The organism is Neobacillus sp. SuZ13, assembly GCF_030123365.1.
GTDB lineage: Bacteria > Bacillota > Bacilli > Bacillales > Cytobacillaceae > Neobacillus.
In genome coordinates this window covers 1,208,676-1,228,063 of sequence record NZ_CP126107.1, presented here as the reverse complement: position 1 = coordinate 1,228,063, position 19,388 = coordinate 1,208,676, and the positions used below count along the sequence as shown (strand labels likewise).

At 37.3% G+C, this 19,388-nt stretch carries 23 protein-coding genes and 1 riboswitch; of the genes, 8 read left to right on the top strand and 15 right to left on the bottom strand.

What is annotated here, in order from left to right:
- Positions 1 to 87: 87 nt before the first annotated feature.
- Positions 88 to 1,161, top strand: a complete 1,074-nt coding sequence (locus tag QNH17_RS05835) for an FUSC family protein (protein ID WP_283877842.1) — start codon at positions 88 to 90, stop codon at positions 1,159 to 1,161.
- A 15-nt stretch (positions 1,162 to 1,176) separates the two neighbouring features.
- On the opposite strand, the gene QNH17_RS05830 is transcribed toward QNH17_RS05835, so the two are convergent.
- The 5 genes from QNH17_RS05830 to fabL form a co-directional block, all read right to left on the bottom strand.
- Positions 1,177 to 2,943, bottom strand: a complete 1,767-nt coding sequence (locus tag QNH17_RS05830) for an ABC transporter ATP-binding protein (RefSeq protein ID WP_283877841.1) — start codon at positions 2,941 to 2,943, stop codon at positions 1,177 to 1,179.
- A gap of 148 nt (positions 2,944 to 3,091) precedes the next feature.
- Positions 3,092 to 3,622, bottom strand: a complete 531-nt coding sequence (ntdP, locus tag QNH17_RS05825) for a nucleoside tri-diphosphate phosphatase (protein ID WP_098576231.1) — start codon at positions 3,620 to 3,622, stop codon at positions 3,092 to 3,094.
- A 201-nt stretch (positions 3,623 to 3,823) separates the two neighbouring features.
- Positions 3,824 to 4,081, bottom strand: coding sequence for a YgaB family protein (locus tag QNH17_RS05820; protein ID WP_283877840.1), 258 nt, complete (start codon positions 4,079 to 4,081; stop codon positions 3,824 to 3,826).
- A gap of 290 nt (positions 4,082 to 4,371) precedes the next feature.
- Complete coding sequence (locus QNH17_RS05815; RefSeq protein ID WP_283877839.1) at positions 4,372 to 4,692, bottom strand: gamma-type small acid-soluble spore protein; 321 nt, start codon at positions 4,690 to 4,692, stop codon at positions 4,372 to 4,374.
- Between the two features lie 73 nt (positions 4,693 to 4,765).
- Positions 4,766 to 5,515 carry an enoyl-[acyl-carrier-protein] reductase FabL gene (fabL, locus tag QNH17_RS05810; RefSeq protein WP_283877838.1) on the bottom strand — a complete coding sequence of 250 codons (750 nt, stop codon included), beginning with the start codon at positions 5,513 to 5,515 and terminating at the stop codon, positions 4,766 to 4,768.
- 223 nt (positions 5,516 to 5,738) lie between these two features.
- On the opposite strand from fabL, the gene QNH17_RS05805 reads away from it, so the two are divergent.
- On the top strand, positions 5,739 to 5,963 hold the full coding sequence (locus QNH17_RS05805) for a hypothetical protein (RefSeq protein ID WP_283877837.1): 225 nt from the start codon (positions 5,739 to 5,741) through the stop codon (positions 5,961 to 5,963).
- 93 nt (positions 5,964 to 6,056) lie between these two features.
- Here the strand turns inward: QNH17_RS05805 and mutY are convergent, their stop codons facing one another.
- On the bottom strand, positions 6,057 to 7,157 hold the full coding sequence (gene mutY / locus QNH17_RS05800; RefSeq protein WP_283877836.1) for an A/G-specific adenine glycosylase: 1,101 nt from the start codon (positions 7,155 to 7,157) through the stop codon (positions 6,057 to 6,059).
- A gap of 126 nt (positions 7,158 to 7,283) precedes the next feature.
- Here mutY and QNH17_RS05795 point away from each other — a divergent pair, with 126 nt between their 5' ends.
- Positions 7,284 to 8,264: a metal-dependent hydrolase gene (locus QNH17_RS05795; RefSeq protein WP_283877835.1), complete on the top strand. Its 981-nt coding sequence runs from the start codon at positions 7,284 to 7,286 to the stop codon at positions 8,262 to 8,264.
- A 97-nt stretch (positions 8,265 to 8,361) separates the two neighbouring features.
- On the opposite strand, the gene QNH17_RS05790 is transcribed toward QNH17_RS05795, so the two are convergent.
- Positions 8,362 to 8,631 (bottom strand): YfhJ family protein, encoded by a 270-nt coding sequence (locus QNH17_RS05790; protein WP_283877834.1) that lies wholly within the window; start codon positions 8,629 to 8,631, stop codon positions 8,362 to 8,364.
- A 126-nt stretch (positions 8,632 to 8,757) separates the two neighbouring features.
- On the opposite strand from QNH17_RS05790, the gene QNH17_RS05785 reads away from it, so the two are divergent.
- The gene (locus QNH17_RS05785; RefSeq protein WP_098576239.1) at positions 8,758 to 8,934 is read left to right on the top strand and encodes a small, acid-soluble spore protein K; all 177 of its coding nucleotides are present in this window, start codon (positions 8,758 to 8,760) and stop codon (positions 8,932 to 8,934) included.
- 67 nt (positions 8,935 to 9,001) lie between these two features.
- Here the strand turns inward: QNH17_RS05785 and QNH17_RS05780 are convergent, their stop codons facing one another.
- Positions 9,002 to 9,319: a YfhH family protein gene (locus QNH17_RS05780; protein WP_283877833.1), complete on the bottom strand. Its 318-nt coding sequence runs from the start codon at positions 9,317 to 9,319 to the stop codon at positions 9,002 to 9,004.
- An 89-nt stretch (positions 9,320 to 9,408) separates the two neighbouring features.
- Here QNH17_RS05780 and QNH17_RS05775 point away from each other — a divergent pair, with 89 nt between their 5' ends.
- Positions 9,409 to 10,086, top strand: a complete 678-nt coding sequence (locus tag QNH17_RS05775; protein ID WP_283877832.1) for an SDR family NAD(P)-dependent oxidoreductase — start codon at positions 9,409 to 9,411, stop codon at positions 10,084 to 10,086.
- Here QNH17_RS05775 and recX read toward each other — a convergent pair.
- The gene (recX, locus tag QNH17_RS05770) at positions 10,081 to 10,911 is read right to left on the bottom strand and encodes a recombination regulator RecX (protein ID WP_283877831.1); all 831 of its coding nucleotides are present in this window, start codon (positions 10,909 to 10,911) and stop codon (positions 10,081 to 10,083) included. The two genes, QNH17_RS05775 and recX, sit on opposite strands and share 6 nt — an antisense overlap.
- A 77-nt stretch (positions 10,912 to 10,988) precedes the next feature.
- Here recX and QNH17_RS05765 point away from each other — a divergent pair, with 77 nt between their 5' ends.
- From QNH17_RS05765 to QNH17_RS05755, 3 genes are all read left to right on the top strand, one after another.
- Positions 10,989 to 11,897 (top strand): TIGR01777 family oxidoreductase, encoded by a 909-nt coding sequence (locus QNH17_RS05765; RefSeq protein WP_283877830.1) that lies wholly within the window; start codon positions 10,989 to 10,991, stop codon positions 11,895 to 11,897.
- A gap of 119 nt (positions 11,898 to 12,016) precedes the next feature.
- Positions 12,017 to 12,151, top strand: a complete 135-nt coding sequence (locus QNH17_RS05760) for a YfhE family protein (protein ID WP_081825373.1) — start codon at positions 12,017 to 12,019, stop codon at positions 12,149 to 12,151.
- Between the two features lie 116 nt (positions 12,152 to 12,267).
- Positions 12,268 to 12,456, top strand: coding sequence for a YfhD family protein (locus QNH17_RS05755; RefSeq protein WP_283877829.1), 189 nt, complete (start codon positions 12,268 to 12,270; stop codon positions 12,454 to 12,456).
- Positions 12,457 to 12,752: 296 nt separating this feature from the next.
- Here the strand turns inward: QNH17_RS05755 and QNH17_RS05750 are convergent, their stop codons facing one another.
- The 6 genes from QNH17_RS05750 to QNH17_RS05725 form a co-directional block, all read right to left on the bottom strand.
- Positions 12,753 to 13,451 (bottom strand): glycosyltransferase family 2 protein, encoded by a 699-nt coding sequence (locus QNH17_RS05750; RefSeq protein ID WP_283877828.1) that lies wholly within the window; start codon positions 13,449 to 13,451, stop codon positions 12,753 to 12,755.
- A 29-nt stretch (positions 13,452 to 13,480) separates the two neighbouring features.
- Positions 13,481 to 15,328 (bottom strand): glycosyltransferase, encoded by a 1,848-nt coding sequence (locus tag QNH17_RS05745; protein ID WP_283877827.1) that lies wholly within the window; start codon positions 15,326 to 15,328, stop codon positions 13,481 to 13,483.
- 225 nt (positions 15,329 to 15,553) lie between these two features.
- A complete protein-coding gene (locus QNH17_RS05740; RefSeq protein ID WP_283877826.1) occupies positions 15,554 to 16,792 on the bottom strand; it encodes a homoserine dehydrogenase in 1,239 nt (412 codons plus the stop codon).
- A gap of 79 nt (positions 16,793 to 16,871) precedes the next feature.
- Positions 16,872 to 16,980, bottom strand: a riboswitch (SAM riboswitch).
- Between the two features lie 92 nt (positions 16,981 to 17,072).
- A complete protein-coding gene (locus QNH17_RS05735; protein ID WP_283877825.1) occupies positions 17,073 to 17,744 on the bottom strand; it encodes a GNAT family N-acetyltransferase in 672 nt (223 codons plus the stop codon).
- A 17-nt stretch (positions 17,745 to 17,761) separates the two neighbouring features.
- The gene (locus QNH17_RS05730) at positions 17,762 to 18,424 is read right to left on the bottom strand and encodes a GNAT family N-acetyltransferase (protein WP_283877824.1); all 663 of its coding nucleotides are present in this window, start codon (positions 18,422 to 18,424) and stop codon (positions 17,762 to 17,764) included.
- Between the two features lie 22 nt (positions 18,425 to 18,446).
- Positions 18,447 to 19,304, bottom strand: coding sequence for a carbon-nitrogen hydrolase family protein (locus QNH17_RS05725; protein WP_283877823.1), 858 nt, complete (start codon positions 19,302 to 19,304; stop codon positions 18,447 to 18,449).
- Between the last annotated feature and the right edge of the window lie 84 nt (positions 19,305 to 19,388).

The window sequence follows — 19,388 nt, the reverse complement described above, 5'->3', positions numbered from 1 at the left end:
TTCATATGATATCTCTTGATAATATGGGGTAATCCATGTATAGTAAAAATTTGCTTAAGAAAACCTTTTGAAAGGAAACCAATTAGAATGAAGTTAGGTGCCCGCATATTAAAAACGGGAATTGCTATTGTACTCTCACTTTACTTGGGTCAGTTGTTACACTCTCCCTCTCCGGTATTCGCTGGCATTGCCGCCATATTTGCGATTCAACCAACCATTTATCGTTCCTATTTAACGATTATTGAACAAATTCAAGGAAATCTTATTGGCGCATTGCTCGCAGTTGTTTTTGTTCTTCTCTTAGGAAATCACATTATTGTAATTGGATTAGCAGCCATTATTGTCATTGCCATTAATTTAAAGCTTAAACTCGAAAATACAATTGGACTATCGCTTGTAACATTAATTTCGATTATGGAAACCCCTGGTGGGAATTTCATTCCATTTGCTGGGATCCGCTTTTCTACTATTATGATTGGGGTATTTTCTGCCTTCTTGGTCAATCTTGTGTTTATGCCCCCAAGGTATGAAAACAAACTATACTTCAAAATGACTAGCACAACAGAAGAAATCATTAGATGGATTCGGTTAAGCACACGGCATGACTTTGATCATAATCTTTTAAAAACAGATATTGTTAAATTAAAAGACAATATTATTCAAATGGGTCTGTTTTATACAATGTATAAAGAAGAACGCAGCTATTTTAAGAAGAAAAGCTTAGAAAAATCGCGTAAGCTTGTTATTTATAGACAAATGCATTCAGCAGCCAAAAAGGCTCTTGATACATTAAAACGACTTCACCGTTTTGAGAATGAATTATTACATCTTCCAGAGTCTCTTCAGCAGGCCATTCAGGAACAATTGGATTGTCTCATCTATCATCATGAACAACTTATGCTTAGATTCATTGGTAAAATTACAACTCCTCCTACTGATTCGGAAAATAGTGTTTGTTTAAATAAAAAGCAATTATTTGATTTGTTTTTACTTCACCAGCAAGAATTCACTGGACGTGACCACCCGCATGTTTACCATACAATGCAAATCATAGCCTCGATTATCGATTATGGTGAACAGGTTGAGCACTTAGATACCTTAATCACAAGTTTTCATTCGTATCACCATAATGAAGTTTCAATTGAGGAAGACATTTCATAAAAAAACCGAAACAGATTATTCTGCTTCGGTTTCTTTTTGTTCTAATTGTTGGACTTGAAAAAGTTTATAATATTTCTCTTGTTTCGCCATTAGCTCGTCATGTGTCCCAATTTCCACAATTTGACCATGTTCGATCAGTACAATTCGATTGGCATGAGTAATGGTTGACAATCGGTGTGCAACGATAAAGGTGGTTCTATCCTTAGCTAACACTTCTAGTGATTCTTGTATTGCATGCTCACTCTCCAAATCCAGAGCTGATGTTGCCTCGTCAAGTATTAAGATAGGCGGATTTTTTAAGAAGACGCGGGCAATCGCAACTCGTTGTTTCTGTCCTCCTGAAAGCTTAACACCTCGTTCGCCGACCTTGGTATTGTATCCTTCAGAAAGGTTCAAGATAAACTCATCGGCATTAGCGGCTTTTGCAGCTGTGTATACTTCTTCTGTAGATGCATCTGGCTTCGCTAATAAGATATTATCCATTACCGATTCACTAAACAAGAGATTATCCTGAAAAACCACACCAATTTTGTCCCGTAAAGATTGAACCTTAAAGTTTCTTATATCTATCCCGTCTAATGTGATTCTCCCCTTTGTCACATCATAAAAACGGGGGATCAAACTAACAAGCGACGACTTCCCACCGCCGCTCATCCCTACTAGAGCAATTGTTTCTCCCTTTTTTACATGCAGAGTTATATCTTTCAAAACCATCTCTTCGTTTGCTTCGTAGCTAAAAGACACATTCTCAAATGAAATATCACCATGTACTTGATTACAAACTTGTGCATCTGGGGAATCAACGATATCATACTTCTCATCTAAAAATTCAAATACCCTGTCCATTGATGCAAATGATTGAGTGATTGTTGTAGAGGAATTAACCAATCTTCGCAATGGATTGTAGAGCTTATCAATATAGGCAAAAAATGCAACCATCGTCCCTAATGATAGCTGGTCCTGAATCACAAGATAAGCAGAATAGCCAATTACAATTAATGGGGCAATATCTGTAATGGTATTAACTGCAGAAAATGCCTTTGCATTCCAGCTAGTATGCTGCAAGGCCTTTTCCAAGAAATTTCTATTTTGCTTATCAAATTGACCCTGTTCAAATTCTTCTATCGCAAAGCTTTTGATTACCGGCATACCTTGAACACGCTCATGTAAATAGCTTTGAACCTCGGCAAGTGCTTGTGACCGTTGCCGAGTCAACTTACGTAGATTCCCAAAAAAATACCTAATTGAAAAGGCATATAGCGGAAATAACAATATTGATACGAACGTTAGCTTAACGCTCATTAAAAACATAAGAATAATGGCAATAATTATTGTGGCAATATCCAGCCAAAGATTCATTAATCCGGAAATGACGAACGTCTTCGTTTGTTCAACATCATTAATGACACGTGAGATAATTTCCCCTGCACGATTATTTGAAAAATATTTAAAACTTAACTTTTGAATGTGGGTATACATCGAATCACGAATATCATAAAGAATTTTGCTTGAAGTCCACTGGGCAAAATATTGGCGGTAATATTCGATCGGCGGTCGCAAGATGACAAAAACAACAAGCATGATAACCATAATGAACAAGAGTTTTTCAATCTTCTCATCATGAGATAGAGTATGACTGCCCACAATGTCATCAACAACATATTTAATCAATAGTGGTATCATTAGCGGAATAGAAAATTTTATTACCCCAATAATGATTGTCCCTATCACCTGAAGCCGATACGGTTTTACAAATTGCAGATACCTTAGAATACTGCTCAAAGTAGTCCTCCTTTCAAAAAATAATAGGAAGCAATTGATACAATTATTTTTTTACAATAATAAAACCACGCAGGTTATTCTCGTACTACAAAAGCAAATAAAAACCTGTTGATTACATCAACAGGCGCGTAATATCCTCTTTACCCATCTAACGTCTGTATGTTAAATAACGTTCATACCAAATATCAATAAAATCTGGTGCAAATGGGCCATTCCGTTGCCGAATCCATTGAATCAGTTTTTCAACATTTCTTTTTAGAATTTGATCAATTGGATCTGGATAATTCATTTCACGGCGATGACGTTCATACTCATCTTCGTCTAGTAAATTAAAAGTCATATCTGGAAACACCTTAATATCTAGGTCATAATCAATATACTTTAGTGCTTCGCCATCAAAAATAAAAGGGGAACTGATATTACAGTAGTAATATATACCATCCTCACGAATCATTCCAATTACGTTAAACCAGTATTGTGAATGGAAATAACAAATGGCTGGTTCTCTGGTTATCCACGTTCTGCCATCTGATTCTGTCACTAGTGTTCGATCATTGCCTCCAATAACCAAATTCTGAGTCCCTTTTAAAACAGTTGTTTCTTCCCAGACGCGATGGATGTGCCCATTGTGCTTATAGCTATGTATTTGCATTGGTTCACCTTCGATGGGTACGCCCATGTTTCTCCCCTACCTTCATTCCTGAACGCTTTGTAACCCTATTTGAAACCGTTAGATAAATAATGACAAAAGGTAACAAAGTACAATTCCTATTTATTATTATTATAACGGTTGAGAACAGATTTTAAAACAAAAGAGCCATATTTCGATGGCTCTTTGTAAAAATTTGCGAATTTTTTAAGGAGATTCCTTGTTTTCCACCTAAAAGGAAGGTGTTAAGTTCATTTCCCGATAGGAATTGATTACTTCTTCTGTCTGCTTTTCAAAAATGGACTGGATCTCTTTTAACTCATCTTTCATCAGCCGAATCTCTAATTGTATACTTTCAAGATCCGTCGACTTCTGTATTGTCTGAAGCTCCACTTCGATTTGTTGACAACGCTCAAGTTCTCCTTGAAGATATAATAATTTATCCATCGTCACCAATTGTTCGGAAACTAATCTGTTAAAATGATCCATTTCCCTCACCGCCTTCTTATTTGTTCCTAATATGTATTCTTGAACAAGTCGGATTTTCCTTTGAAAATTTATGTAGACATTATAGAAGTTTTGTCGAAAGTAGAAAAGCGGAGGCGCCTTGAACAGGGGCGACAGGCATAAGACGAGCCGGCAGGAGGTTACTTTTTAACCTTCAGGACGGATTGGCTTATGACCCCGAGCCCCTAGGCGCTGGAGCTAGACAATTATCCACGTACAAAAAGAAAGACACTCTATTCGAATCTAGAGTGTCTTCTTTTTGTTAACTATTATTAGCTTTGACCAAATTGGCCATTGCCTTGGTTTTTACGTGCTTGAGATTGTTGGTTTTGTTGTCTTACTTCAGCAGCATTAGTTTCACTCGCAAATTCAGTTCCGAATGAGCCAGCAGCAGCTGAAGAGCTTGCAGCACCTGCTGTACCAGCAGCAGAACGCGCATTTTGAGCTCTTACTTCAGCAGCATTTGTCTCGCTTGCAAATTCAGTTCCAAATGAGCCTTGTGACCCAGATTGAGATTGAGCGTTTTGTTGTCTTACTTCCTGGATGTTAGTTCCAGCTGAAGTTTTGTTTGGCTGTTGATTGAAATTTGCCATGTTAATCACCTCCACGAATATAATTTGTCCATCCTTCGTGGAGATTATCCGCAAAAATATTATTTAAAAATAATTAAACGAGTAATGAAATTCCACCATCAATTATGATGGTCTGCCCCCTGATCATGCTTGATTCATCTGACAAAAGGAACATAACACAATTTACCATATCCTCAATTTCTACCATTCGTCCTGCAGGAGTTTTTTCTTTGGCCTCTTGAAGCAGTTCTTCACGATTTGGAAAATGCTTTAATGCTTCCGTATCAACTGCGCCACCTGAAACTGCATTAACGACGATATTTTTAGGGGCTAATTCAACCGCCAAATATCTAGTTAGTGCTTCTAAAGCCGCCTTGGAAACGCCAACGACCGTGTAATTTTCTAGATAGCGGATCGAACCAAGAGAACTAATGCTGACAATTTTCCCGCCGCCAGTTCGTTCCATTAATTTGGCAGCTTCTTGGGCACAAAACAGCAAGGCCTTACTATTAATATTTAAAGTCCAATCCCAATGATTTTCCTCAAGCTCCATTACTGGTCGTTGTACGCCAGAGGCAGCATTATTTACAAACACATCTAGACGACCGAATTCTTCATCTATTTGGGTGAACATATCTTTTATTTTCGCTACATCGCCAACATTTGCTTTAACAACGAGTACTTTTCTCCCTAATGCCTCTATTTGCTCTGCTGTCTCTAGAGCTGATTTTTTACTTCTAGCATAATTAATGACAATATCATATCCTGCTTCAGCTAATCGAAGAGCAGTCGCCTTACCGATGCCCCTGCTGCTTCCCGTGATGAGTGCTACTTTTTGAGTCATGTAACTATTCCCTTCTATGTTAAATATATTTGATCAATGTCTAGCTTCATCGCCCAACGGCTAGTGGACTTCGCTCTTTTCGCTACGATAAGTCAAAGGGCTCCAGTCCATACGCCGCTAAACGGGCGCCTGCGCTTTTCAATTTATTTTATCTTTTCCACGAATAGAAGACAATTAATATTAAACAATAAGAGTAATTAACCTTGGAAAGGAAGATATAAAGATGTATGTAGGACGTGATATGACTGAACTGTCGATGATGTCTAAATCGGATTGGAAAAGCAGTGAACTTGCTTTTTTCCACCATTCTTTGCAGCAAATTGCCCCCTATTTAAATAGTGAAGGACAAACGATCCATCGTGAAATTATTGAGGAAATTGAAAACAGGGGAGGCATTAATAGACAAGAGGCAGACTATACCCATGGTACGAAAACAGTATATGATTAAGAAAAGCGCAAGCGCCGCTTGCGCTAGACAGTTATCTAAGTTCAAAAATTTATACTTTCTTATCATTGAAAAAACGCCGCAGCTTTGCGGCGTTCATTCCTTTTGGCGTTCTAAATAAAGCCTAAGCATTTTTTGGTAGGAAACAGGGAAGGCAAATTCTTTCATTTCTTCTAATGATACAAACTTCCACTCGTCACTTTCCTGAAAATCAGAGTGGAAGGTACCTGTATATACGTTAATATTCCACACCAAATGAGAAAAAACATGTTCAAGCTGCCCAATAATTTTTTCAAGTTTTACTTTTATATTTAAGGTATGCTCAAATAGATCTATAATCTGCTCACGATCATTTTGTAATGGATGATGAATTTCAACATTAGGGAACTCCCATAAATTTGCGAGCAAACCTGTTGCCGGCCGCTTGTGGATTAATACCTTTCCATTCCCATCTAAAAGGACAGCTGCCGCAAGTTGAACATTTCTTGTCTTATTTTTTTTGGTCTTTATCGGAAGTTCATTTTGAACCCCCTCCTCAAACCCTTGGCAATGTTCCCTAACAGGACATAATAAACATGATGGAGAGGTTGGTGTACAGATTAATGCTCCCAATTCCATTAATGCTTGGTTAAAGGAGGATGGGTCATCATGAGAAATTAATTCTCGAACTGCCTTTTCAAATATTTTTCGTGAGGATGATTTTGCAATATCTTCCCATATTGAAAGAACCCTTGAAAATACCCTCATTACGTTTCCATCCACAGCGGGTTCAGGAATTCCATAGGCGATACTTAATATGGCTCCAGCCGTATATGGCCCAACCCCTTTTAGTCCAGCGATGTCCTCAGGATTATTGGGTACAATTCCGCTATACTTCTCCTTTACTTCCTTTACTGCTGATTGTAAGTTTCTTACCCTTGAATAATATCCGAGTCCTTCCCATGCTTTCAAAACCTTATCTTCCTCAGCCTCTGCTAGGTCTTCAATGGTAGGAAACCACTCAATAAAACGATTAAAATAGGGAATAACCGTATCCACTCTTGTTTGCTGCAGCATAATTTCTGAAACCCATATTTTATATGGGTCTTGATCTTTTCGCCAAGGTAGGTCACGTTGTTCATATTTAAACCAGTTAATTAAATCTGTTTGAAAAGCAGATTTGTTGATTTTTTCTATATTCTTTAGTTCAATAATCATAACTTTTGTTCCTCCAGATGTAGTTAAACTGCGTGAAAAAAGGCATTATAATAAGTAATGTATTTGTTTTACGATAAATTAATTGAGCATGTTTGACAAGAATTATATTTGAAGGAGGACTTCCTTTTGGATACAGGAACACACGTTGTCATGGGAATTGCTCTAGGTGGTTTAGCAACTCTTGACCCTGTTGTCGCTAGCAGCCATGCTACCACGACTAGTGTCTTAATTGCTACAATTGCCGGATCGCAAATACCTGATATTGATACGGTTTTAAAGTTAAAGAATAATGCCATTTACATTCGCAATCATCGAGGCGTTACCCATTCCATTCCAGCTGTGATTTTGTGGCCGCTTCTCTTAGTAGCCGTTATTTATCCGTTTTTTACTGGTGCCAATCTATATCATTTATGGGCTTGGACATTTGCAGCAGTCTTTATTCATGTATTTGTTGATATATTTAATGCATACGGAACACAAGCTCTAAGACCATTCTCTTCAAAATGGGTCGCCCTAGGCGTCATCAATACCTTTGATCCGGTTATCTTTGGAATTCATATTCTTGGGATTATTATCTGGGTATTAGGGGCAGATCCTGGCTATACTTTTTTGGTCATGTATGCCATTATTGTCGGATATTATCTCATACGCTTTAAGGCAAAACATCGTGTTATGACTGAGATAAGAAAAAAAATACCAGATGCAACAGAAATAATTATCGCACCAACAATGAGGTTTCATCAATGGCGAATTGCTGCCATGAACGAAAAACAATTTTTTGTAGGAAAAGCAGTAAATAATGAAGTCGAGATCTTAGATTATTTTAACCGTATACCCGTTCCCAAGACTCCTGTAATTGAGGCGGCAAAGATGGATAAAAATCTTTCTGCATTCTTATCCTTTTCGCCAGTCTATCGTTGGGAAGTGGATGAATACACTGATTTTTTCGAAGTGCGCTTTATTGATTTACGATACAGGAGCAATGGACACTATCCATTTGTTGCAGTCGTTCAATTAGATTGTGACTTGAAACCAATTAGTTCATATACTGGCTGGGTATTTAGTGAAAAGAAATTACGAAAAAAATTGAGCATCATTCCAAGTTAAAAAAGCGCAAGCGCCCTGGTCAGCGTTAATCTAAGTTCAAAAATTTATACTTTCTTATCAGTTAAAAAAAGCGGTGACGAAAAGTCACTCGCTTTTTCTAGTTTAAGCTATTTTTATCAGGCTTTAGAAAATCCTTGTATTTTGGGTTGGTTGCCACAAATTCGTGTAACTTTTCCCCATAGTTTTCAATCCATTGCTTGACAATTCTCTCAGTCATGTCACTGCCCTTATATTCTCTGCCCGCCTTCGCGTAGGTGGTTTCAAAATCTTCCCAAAGCAGCTCCACCCATGTTCTGGCTTGGTTATAGCTTAGTTGGTTATTTTTACTTAATAGCAGATTTGCTAATTCATCATGGTAACTGTTCATGTTCACACCTCATTGCCAATTTCTTTTAACATAACCTAAATTATTAACGCAGATACTAATGTTACGTGGTAAGCATTGAAAATGCTTTGCTTTTCACGTGCTCTCATTCCATTTTGGAGGTATATCATGAGAAATAAAGAAACTGGATTCCCAAATCAAAATAATAATAAACTCGAGGGAGAACCACGGGCTAAAGCAGAATATGCATCAAAAAGAGCTGATGGCACGATTAATACTCACCCACAAGAGCGCATGCGTGCATCTGGAGAGCGCGACGATGAATCGCCGCAAGTGTATAAATAGGTAGCCTTTAACAACCTTAAAAAAGACAAGCCAGAGGATTACTCTCTGGTTTGTCTTATCATTATCTTTACTTTTTTAGCAAAGAGATTGGCAAGGCCTCTTCATGGCCATCCCCCTTGAGACGATACCCCCATGCAAACACACCGTTTAGATAGTCAATTTTAAAATATTCGCCTGGACTGCCCTCTATTTCATAAAGTTCTCCTGGTTTAAACTCATCCGGGTTCATTAGGTATGCTTTTGCCATTTGAACCTTACGTTCGAGGACGGCAAACTCACTTACCATTCCCATTTGTTCTGCTTTTCGTGCTTGCTCTTGAAGGATGCCAATTTCCTGACGTAATTCATGTTCTGTCATTGTACTATAGCGTTTGTCCTGCTGCATTGTTCATTCACTCCCTCTATATCCCTTTATTTTAGTATAGTAATTTTTATATAATTAATAAAGGTTGAAATTATTGAAGGAGATTAGATATGAAAACAATCATCATTACAGGAGCTGGCTCCGGGTTAGGCAAAGAATTGGCCCACCTCTTTTCACAGAAAGGTTATCATCTTTTGCTTACTGGGAGGACTGTTGATAAATTAACAACTTCAAGAGATGAAATTATTGCTCTCGGAGGAAAAGCTGACACCCTTCCAATAGATATTCAAAATGCAGATGATGTTTCAAAAAAGATAGAAGAAATCAGCGGGACATATACTTTGTGCGGATTAGTCAATAATGCAGGGGTAGGGCATTTCGGTCCGTTTATTGATATCGATGAACAGCAGATCATGGAAATGATGAATACAAATGTTCTAGGGACTATTTTGATGACAAAAGCAATATTACCTCATATTCTTAAGTCATCTGATGGGAGAATAATGAATATTATTTCTACAGCTGGTTTGCGTGGAAAAGTCAATGAAGCGGTCTATGCAGCCAGTAAATTTGCGGTAAGAGGTTTTACGGAAAGTTTGCAAAAGGAATATGAAGATCACAGTATTAAAATAAATGCTGTTTATATGGGCGGTATGGACACTCCATTTTGGGATAATTCCGATCATGTCAAAGATTTTTCCCGTTTCCGTACACCAAAAGAAGTTGCGGAGATTATTATGGAACAAATCGATCAGGACTCCATTATTATTGAAAGTAAAAAATCATGACTCTTCTTGGTCATGATTTTTTACTTCTGAAAGGTATGCTTCAATCAGTTCCATTGGGAAGCCTTTTCGATATAAGGTTTGCTTCATCTTTTGTTGAAATTCAAACCCGCTGTACTTACTATATTTTCGAAGTGCCTTCTCACCTTGAAATCTGATTGCCTCCATATCTTCATCAGCATCGGTGTTTACTGAAGTTTCATTAACAGCAATATGAATCACTTCATAAGAATATCCTTTTCTAAGCAGTAAATTCTCTAGCTTCTGTTTTTGAATTTTTAATGATTCCTTCGCATTTTTTTCATAGAACTTAACACTTATTTTGGTGGCTTTTTCAATCTGCTGCTCTAAGGGATATTCCTCTAAAGCAAGCATAAGTGTGCCTTCATCAATTCCTTTATCCTTCAGTTCCATTTTGATATTCGTTGGACCTTTGTCAGTGGTATTTGCTTGGGTTCTTACATAAGCCAATGCAAATTCCTCATCATTTATGTATTTAAAAGCTGATAGTTTATGGATAATTTCATTAATGACAGGTTCTTCTATTTCCTTTGAAAAAAGGTAATCCCTGATTTCTTTTTCCGACCTCATCCTTCTAGATAAATAATGGATGGCTTTGTTGTAAGCTTTACGAATGTCATCTTGATACTGAATTTCCATAAAGGAAAAATCGTCAAGTTCCATCCCTTTTTTTAATTGAAATTTGATCAAGACATCACTATCGACACTGAAGGCGAATTCCTCCCCCTTCCCCTTGCCGTAATCCATAAAAATATTAAAGCGATCCTGATTTTTTTGCTGAGTGGTGATTTTTGTAATTATAGCCATGTCATACACCTCAACAATACTTTACCATATTCCTGATAAAATATTGTAAGATAAATCATAATAAGGGGGCGGAAAAATTGAGGATTACCATTGCAGGTGGAACAGGCTTTGTCGGGAAAGCACTTATGGATGAATTATTGAAAAACAATCATGAGGTAAACATTTTAACAAGGAGATTAAAAGGCTCAAATGGAAATGATCGGATCCGTTACGTCCAATGGCTGGGTGAAGATTCAAGCCCTTTACAAGCCCTTGAGGGTACCGATATTTTTATTAACCTTGCTGGCGAATCGATTAATGGCGGACGGTGGACTGATCAAAGAAAAGAAAAAATCTTAACAAGCCGGTTAGACTCTGTTAAAGAACTTTTAAATATCATATCAAAATTAAACACTAAACCAAGGACTTTGATTAATGCGAGCGCAATAGGCATTTATGGAACATCTTTTGAAAAAATCTTTACGGAAAAAGAAAACCATGGGTTTGGGAATGATTTTTTGTCCGAAACAGTACGGCAATGGGAAACAGAAGCTAGTAGAGCTGCTCAACAAGGGGTACGCACCGTCTTTTGTCGGTTTGGTATTATCCTTGATAAGCAAGAAGGAGCCCTTCCTAAAATAGCTTTTCCTTATAAATCATTTATGGGCGGACCCATTGGGAATGGTAGACAATGGATGTCTTGGATTCACATTGATGATGTGGTTAAGGGTATATCCTTTATTATCAATAATGAACAAATTAATGGGCCGGTTAATTTTACCGCACCGAACCCGGTAACAATGAATGAATTTGGGAAAACACTTGCTAGTGTATTACACCGTCCTCACTGGCTGCCTGTCCCGGGCTTTGCCCTTCGTCTGCTCCTTGGTGAAATGAGTACATTGGTTGTTGATGGGCAAAAAGTATTACCGGAAAAGCTTTTAGAAAATGGCTATCAATTTAAGTATTCAAATCTACAATTGGCATTAAAAAATATATTTTCTTAAAAACCGTATCATTCCTTTCCTAAAAGGTAAAAATGGAAATAAGTACATAAGTGCTTCTATTTTTTACCACATAGCTTGATGACGATTAACTAAAAAAACTGTTGAAAGGAATGAGCAAAATGGCGGAAAAAAAGAAAAAGGATAAGGATCGTGGAAAATACTCTCTAACGAGTATGCAAGAGGTATCTTATCAAAGAGAATTTAAAATGGCAGACCGTGCTGGCGGGTTTCACGACAAGAAAACGAGACTATAGTTATCGAAAGGTTCTGCTGAAGTATTTTCCATTCATGGTTCCCTCATAAGTTGTACATCATAGTAAAGGGAGCATTTTTGCTTCTTGGATGTTAACTATGAAAGGGGTTTTTAGTAATGGGTCGTATGCATAACGGAACTGGAAATAGTAACAAAAGTTCACTTCCACAAACACCTAAGAACCTAAAAATAACAGATGGAAATGACGTAGAATATTCTGCAGAATTTGCAGACCATGCAGACCTTGAAGCACTTGCACGTGCTAATGCTGCGAATCAGCGTGTACAATCAAAAAGAAATAAATAAATCTTTATGTAGATGAATCAAAAAAAGAAGCAGGGCATCCTGCTTCTTTTTTGATTCAAGCTTTGTGATAAGTCTGTTGATTTGCGCTCCAGGTGCTTCGCTTTCCGCGGGCGTGCCGGCGAGCCTCCTCGTCGCTGCGCTCCTGCGGGGTCTCCCCTGCCCCGTACTCCCGCAGGAGTCTTCGCACCTTCCGCTCCAATCAACAGCTGTATTAATAAAGATCTGCAACTCAATAAATAATAAGAATTCAATGTTAAAGCCAAAAGAATCTAACCAAAGTGAAAATGAGTATATCTTTAAGGATGAAAGAACAGGTTCTCCTTTGACACTAATGTTTGGAAATCATCTGTAAAGGCGATTATTTCTCCCCATTCCATTAAATCCTTATCGGAAATCTTCCACGTATGTTTTTCAGCATCATTTCTGATAACCGCAAAATGAGAACGGTCAGTTGAATAAACCTTAAATCCCTTCTCTTTACATTGTTCAATGAAGAAGAAATCCTCAGCTCGATTTACCTTTTCAAATGGAACCTGTTGAAAGACATCTTTTCTAAACATTAATGTTGCTCCAGCAACAGTCTCTGAGATTGAATTCTCATTACCTGGCACATGGATCAGCGCTTTTTTATTTTTAAAATAGATATATAAAGAGTTTTTTCCGATAATAGAAATATCTTTATTTTCAAAAGCAGCCATGGAACTTTTAATGTAGTCAGGCCCATAATAGTCATCGTCATCAAATTTTGCAATAATATCATAATTGGATTTCATAATCCCAAAATTTAAGCAGTCACCTAATGTTGCTTTTTCATGTAGTTGATAAATCTGGACATTACGATATTCCCTAGCCTTAGTAATCCATCTATCCATATTCATAGAATCCTTATTTAGGATAATGATCAACTCTTTATTCTTCCAGGATTGCTGTTTATAATTATTAAAAACATTATTGATGTTCTCTTCTCTTATTGTACAAGTAATAATGGAAACCACTCTCTCACTCCTTTAACTTTGAGAATTATTTATGAGTTCATGACCTTATCTAAAAGGTTGGTTAAATTAGTAAACTTTTTAAGAGTTTTAATAGAATTAATTTCTTCTTGCAGCTCATTTATTTCGTCAGAGCCAAAGCCTGCAGCTCCTAAGATATTTATGTGACGGATGTCGATTTGAAGTAAAAGGACAATTGTTTCAAGAATGTGCATGAATTTTTTTTGGAATTTTTGAAATTGCTTTGGATAAGATTGAATGAGTAATTTATATTCACTTAATAGCTTACTCATTGTTAATAAATCTGCAAGACCTGAAATCTCTAATCCAAGAACAAGAACATCGATGTCATGATGCTTTAAAATAAACAGTCCAAGGTTGTTAATTGCCTCTTTCCATTTGCTTTCGCCTATAGGGTGTTCTTGATGATATGTGATCAAATCATTTCTAGCTATATATGTGGCACCCATTTTATATAAACGATATCCTAGTTCCCAATCTTCGTAACCGTACTGGACAAAGTCTTCATCGAACAATCCTGCCTGAGTAATAAACTCTTTTTGAATGGAAACATTCCCTGTAAGAAATGCCATCCATGGAAAGGAAAACCCTTCTAAGTCAGCAGCAAAATTGTCGGTTATCGATTGGAACCATGGGTATGTTACAACTCCTATATCCTTGAAAGCTTTTCTTGCAATATCGCTTTTTTTCAACAACGGGTACGGTTGTTTAGATGGATTTTTAAAGTTTTTGTACCTAGAATAAAGCAACTGATTATTTTTGGCTAAAGTTTCGATATTGTTTATTTCCTCCTGAGTAAATTCCGGGAAGATACATGAATATATGACTTTTGAATGCATTACTCCTGATAAAATATGCTTATTTTTTGATTGGTGGAATTTATGATGTTTTTCAACAAAATCAGGTTCTGTTATCATTTCTGCATCAAGAAAAATAAGAGTGCTCCCTCTTGCTGCACGAATGCCTAAATTTCGAACCTTCGCTCTTCCTAGGTTCTTTATATTACGTATATATTTGAAATGATAGGGAGGCTTATAACCTTTTATCTTTTCTTCCGTTAGGTCAGTTGAAGCATCATCTATAAAGATAACTTCCATTTTTGAAGGATTGAATGTTTGATATTCAAGTGAGAAAAGAGTCAGGAGATTTAGTGGATATTTATTTAGGGAAGGAATAATAATACTGACTTCAATATCTTGGCTATTATTTACTAGGGTTTCTGTAGTTAGTTTCTCGTTGGAGCTTGTGTCCTTGTTATTCGGGGACTTTTTAGTTTTTGCATTTACCTTCTGTGATTCTTGTTCATTTACCGTCGGAGTTGGCCAAAGACCGTATAACCCTTTCTCGTTTCCAGTAAGCTTTTTATTCAAAAAATTATTAAGATTTTTTTCTGTGCGGCAATGATCCCAAAGTCTAATTTCGTTAATATTACCATTAAAGAATAGACCTGGCTGCCCGCCAATCATCCCAGATGGATAGACATAGTTTTTAGAGCTTCTATCCCCTTTTTTTACAAACTTCCCATTAATGAATAGCTGCGGCTCTCTTTCATTATAGACAACAGCAATGTGAATGAGATCATTAATGCTGGCTTCATAGACTAACACCGCATATATATTCTCGTTAGTATGTTCATAAACCGTTATTCCATTTAGTCCAACTGAAACACTAACCCCAGCATCATTATTGGACATCCCCTGTCCAGGACCAATCATAAAATTCGTTCCAGTTCCATCAACTGGCTTATCCCGAGATTGTTTATCGATATGATGAACATTTTCAGGTAATACCCAAAACTCATAGGTAAATGTATTTTTCAGATCCGTTAATAAACGTCCATATAAGCTATTCCATAACATGACGCACCTCTTCAATTTACTTTATGATTAACTAGTCCATTTGGTTTGCTTTTACACAATATGAATACCATTTGATTTTGACTAAACTTATCCCCATTTATAGGTTGCTTTTGTTTATTTTTTTAGCTATTTGTTGATTCCCTTCAATTAGGAGCATAGAAGTTCAAAAAAAAAAAGAGCTCATGCGCTCTTTTTTACGAAATAATTGCTATGATTTCTTTTAACCTATATGGCGGCTAATGTTACTTCTTTATCATTGCTTTCTATTTCAAACTCCCCTAAAATTTGAAAGCAACACTTTATGTTCTGTTCACTAATTAACTGTTTAATTAACTCCGTATTTGTCCGGATAATTGCTGTCTCCGCACTAGATTGAGTAATCCATGTGATCAGTGGGTTGTTATAATCTTTTGTTAGACCTTGAATTATCCATAATTCGTCTTCATGCTCTTTTTTATCTCTTAAATGAATTGCTGGGGTCTTTGTGAAATACTTTTTTGTCAGCTTATTTTGACAGACATAGACTAAATCTTCGATTGCTGCACTTGCCGTTGGAAACATGCCAGCACCTGGTCCTTGTAATGTAATACTGCCAACAAGATCTGTGTAAACATTTACGGCATTTTCTACCCCTTCAATAGAATAAAAAGGATGAGACTTCCCAACAAGGACTGGTCTAACAGACGCCTTAATTTGATCACCTTTCTTACTTATACTTGCAATATGTTTAAACCTAAGACCAAGTCTTTCAGCTGCCTCGATTAACTCACTTGTAATTGAGGTAATCCCTTCCCTTTCAACATCCTCCCAATTTGGTTCCTCACCAAATGCAATTCTGCTAAGAATCATTGTTTTATAAAAAGCATCAAAGCCCTCCACATCATTGGTTGGATCTGCTTCAGCAAACCCCTTTGCTTGTGCTAGACTTAAGGCGTCAACAAAGGACTGCTTCTTCTCACGCATTTCCGTTAAGATGAAATTCGATGTTCCATTCAGTATTCCTTGCACGTGATGAACACGGTTTACATTTAATAACTGCCTTAAGGTTTGAATAACAGGTATACCACCCGCAACTGTCGCTTCGTAACCTACTGAAACATTATGATGCTTTGCTAACTCGAGCAGCTCATTCCCGTGGTGTGCAAACATTTCTTTATTAGCTGTGATTATGTGGCATCCTCTTTGAATTGCTTGTTTTAAAAATGTAAAGGTGGGTTCTTTATTGACGATTGCTTCGACAATCACATCAAGTTGAGGAAGACTTAAAATTTCATTAAAATCTGCAGTGACTAATACATCTTCATTAATATTTCTCTTTTTATGCTTATTTCTAATTAGTACGGCTGCAACTTCGACCCTTTTTCCTAATACACCCTCAAGTTCTTGAGCATGAGATTGTATCGTTCTATAAACACCTTCCCCTACTGTTCCAAAACCCAGAATTGCCACTTTAATAACAGACATGTTAAATCCACCCTTCAATTAAATAATTTACGACCAAATAGTAAAAAACCCTCTTCATAAGAAGAGGGTTAGATTCCTCCTCTTATCTGTCAGGTTAAATCACCTGCAGGAATTAGCACCTTTTCAAGAAATACTTGATGGTTGCCGGGCTTCATCGGGCCTAGTCCCTCCGCCGCTCTGGATAAGAGTTTTATGTATTTGTTTCATTAAATTTCCAAGTTATAAAAAGAATTCTAGTTGAATCCGTTGTAATTGTCAATATTATTAGAAATTTCTTTTTTCACAATGGTAATAAGGATATCTCTTCTTTGTCCCCCAAACGGTCTATCATTTCTAACCACTCCTCTGGTTTATTTGAAAGAATGGAATAATAGGTTGTTAGAAAATCCTTTACAAGGCTGGCAGGGAGTGAAACAATATCCTCATTTAATGGCATGAAACATAAATCAAGCCCTGTTACGGCTTCCCCATTGTTTTCCCAAGAAGGATGAACATAGGAAATATCAATGCGCTTGTAACCCAGATGGGAAAGGACTTCACGTCGCACAAAAGGATCCATAACCTTAACTCCACCAAATTCGTGATGTTCCACCCTGTACGGATCGTATATTTCTGCAAACATTCCGTAAAGCTCTTTTCTATTTTCGCTGGCTAATTGTTGTAAATCCTTTAATCGGTTTTGAGCTAAAAATCGACCAAGACTGTGGCCAGGTTTACTGATGATCGTAAAATCTGTCATGGCAATATTCCAATCAGGATAGTACCGGTATTCAGTTGCGCCTAAGACTTTATCACCGTCGACTGCCACAAATACGCGAATACTCGGATCTTCTAATGGCTCTTTCCATAGCTCATACTCTAGCACTTCTTCAGGGGGGAAAATTTCTTCCATTAAGTTATGAAGCTTTCTAAAATTTGGATCATCTATACTGGTGATTCTAATATATTCCATTAAGATTTACCTCCCGTTTATTTAAAAGGATTTTTCCATTCCAATAATGCCGCATAATTGCAGGATTCTTCATCCTCTAGATAGTTTTCTACAATTCCTACTGGCACACGGCCACAGCGCAGTAAGAAAGTAATAACAGGATCCTTTATATTTCCTTTAATGGTCGATGCTAAATATTCCTCTGGTGTCATGTGATTGGCTGTTTTATGATATCCTGGCATTCTTCCGCCGCCTAGTAATCGTTCTAAACCTTCCTCGATCACTACATGGTACATCGCATGCATCATCAATTTTCCTAACCCTAGTTTACGGTACCTAGGGCGGACACTGATATCAACGATGTACAAGGTATTACCCCTTGGATTATGGTTTCGGATGTATCCATGGTCAGTGATTTCTTCCCACGTATGGTTTTTATTGCTTGGGTCAAAGTCGATAATCAAGCCTGTTAACGAACCCGCTAATTCACCATCAACTTCAATACATAATGCCCCTTCTGGAAACAGGGCCACATGATTGGATAATTGCTCGTTATTCCACCATAATTCTGACGGAAAAGGAGGTGGGAAGCACTCGGATTGAATCTTGATAAGATCGTCAAAATCCTGTTTTGAATAATTGCGAATGATAACCGGAACAGGCTGTTCTTTGTCAAAGACGTAAAATTCACTTCGATACATACTAACCCACCCCTTCTGTTTACTATTCCCAGTCTGTGTATAAATCCGTTCTGCGATCACGCCAGGTTGTAACCGATCCTCGTTCTCTTACTTCATATAACAAATTTAAATCCAGGTCGCCAGTCACAATCATGTCATTATTAATTTCACCTTCAACCAATATGCCTTTAGGTGGAAATGGAATATCGTTTGGAGTAATGATTACCGCTTGACCAAAATTAGCGCGCATAAAGTCAACGGTCGGAAGGGAACCAACTGTTCCTGTTAAGACCACATATATTTGATTCTCAATTGCACGTGCATGGCTGGTATAGCGAACACGGTGAAAACCATGCCGATCATCTGTACAGGATGGACAGAAAATGACATCAGCACCCTTGGCTTTTGCCATCCGCACGATTTCTGGGAATTCAATATCATAACAAGTGAGGAGGGCGATTTTTCCTTTTTCTGTTTCAAAGATTTGAAAGGAGTCCCCTGGTGCCATATTCCATTCATTGACTTCGGTCGGTGTAATATGGAGTTTGGCTTGTTCACCAATCCTCCCATCTGGATAAAATAAATGAGCGGTATTATACAGCTTGCCATCCTTCTCAATCACGTGCGTTCCTGCAATAATATGCATGTTTTTATTTTTGGCAAAATTAGCAAATAGTTCTTTATATTGTTCAGTAAATCTCGGCAAATCATTGATGCTTAGACTTTGCCCTTGTCCATTCCCAATCGATAATAGCTGGGTAGTAAAGAACTCTGGAAAAAGGACAAACTCCGCCCCAAACTCCTCGGCAGTTTTTATATAATGTTCACACTGTGAAGCAAATTCCTCAAAGGATTGAATCGTATGTAGGTGGTATTGCACGACAGATACACGAATTTTCATTATTTCCCTCCACTCAATTGTAAAAATTTCTCATAAAGAGATTATCTAATATTTTCGCTATTAATACAATTTATTCAAACTAAA

Excerpts from the sequence above, each read along its gene's own strand:
- mutY (WP_283877836.1), bottom strand. The coding sequence starts at position 7,157 with ATGATTATTGAACTAAAGAATATAGAAAAAATCAACAAATCTGCTTTT.
- QNH17_RS05785 (WP_098576239.1), top strand. The coding sequence starts at position 8,758 with ATGAGAAATAAAGAAACTGGATTCCCAAATCAAAATAATAATAAACTC.
- QNH17_RS05730 (WP_283877824.1), bottom strand. The coding sequence starts at position 18,424 with ATGTATCGAAGTGAATTTTACGTCTTTGACAAAGAACAGCCTGTTCCG.
- QNH17_RS05835 (WP_283877842.1), top strand. The coding sequence starts at position 88 with ATGAAGTTAGGTGCCCGCATATTAAAAACGGGAATTGCTATTGTACTC.
- QNH17_RS05755 (WP_283877829.1), top strand. The coding sequence starts at position 12,268 with ATGGGTCGTATGCATAACGGAACTGGAAATAGTAACAAAAGTTCACTT.
- fabL (WP_283877838.1), bottom strand. The coding sequence starts at position 5,515 with ATGACTCAAAAAGTAGCACTCATCACGGGAAGCAGCAGGGGCATCGGT.
- QNH17_RS05815 (WP_283877839.1), bottom strand. The coding sequence starts at position 4,692 with ATGGCAAATTTCAATCAACAGCCAAACAAAACTTCAGCTGGAACTAAC.
- QNH17_RS05740 (WP_283877826.1), bottom strand. The coding sequence starts at position 16,792 with ATGTCTGTTATTAAAGTGGCAATTCTGGGTTTTGGAACAGTAGGGGAA.
- QNH17_RS05775 (WP_283877832.1), top strand. The coding sequence starts at position 9,409 with ATGAAAACAATCATCATTACAGGAGCTGGCTCCGGGTTAGGCAAAGAA.
- QNH17_RS05790 (WP_283877834.1), bottom strand. The coding sequence starts at position 8,631 with ATGAACAGTTACCATGATGAATTAGCAAATCTGCTATTAAGTAAAAAT.
- QNH17_RS05760 (WP_081825373.1), top strand. The coding sequence starts at position 12,017 with ATGGCGGAAAAAAAGAAAAAGGATAAGGATCGTGGAAAATACTCTCTA.
- QNH17_RS05725 (WP_283877823.1), bottom strand. The coding sequence starts at position 19,304 with ATGAAAATTCGTGTATCTGTCGTGCAATACCACCTACATACGATTCAA.
- ntdP (WP_098576231.1), bottom strand. The coding sequence starts at position 3,622 with ATGGGCGTACCCATCGAAGGTGAACCAATGCAAATACATAGCTATAAG.
- QNH17_RS05820 (WP_283877840.1), bottom strand. The coding sequence starts at position 4,081 with ATGGATCATTTTAACAGATTAGTTTCCGAACAATTGGTGACGATGGAT.
- recX (WP_283877831.1), bottom strand. The coding sequence starts at position 10,911 with ATGGCTATAATTACAAAAATCACCACTCAGCAAAAAAATCAGGATCGC.
- QNH17_RS05780 (WP_283877833.1), bottom strand. The coding sequence starts at position 9,319 with ATGCAGCAGGACAAACGCTATAGTACAATGACAGAACATGAATTACGT.
- QNH17_RS05805 (WP_283877837.1), top strand. The coding sequence starts at position 5,739 with ATGTATGTAGGACGTGATATGACTGAACTGTCGATGATGTCTAAATCG.
- QNH17_RS05735 (WP_283877825.1), bottom strand. The coding sequence starts at position 17,744 with ATGGAATATATTAGAATCACCAGTATAGATGATCCAAATTTTAGAAAG.
- QNH17_RS05745 (WP_283877827.1), bottom strand. The coding sequence starts at position 15,328 with ATGTTATGGAATAGCTTATATGGACGTTTATTAACGGATCTGAAAAAT.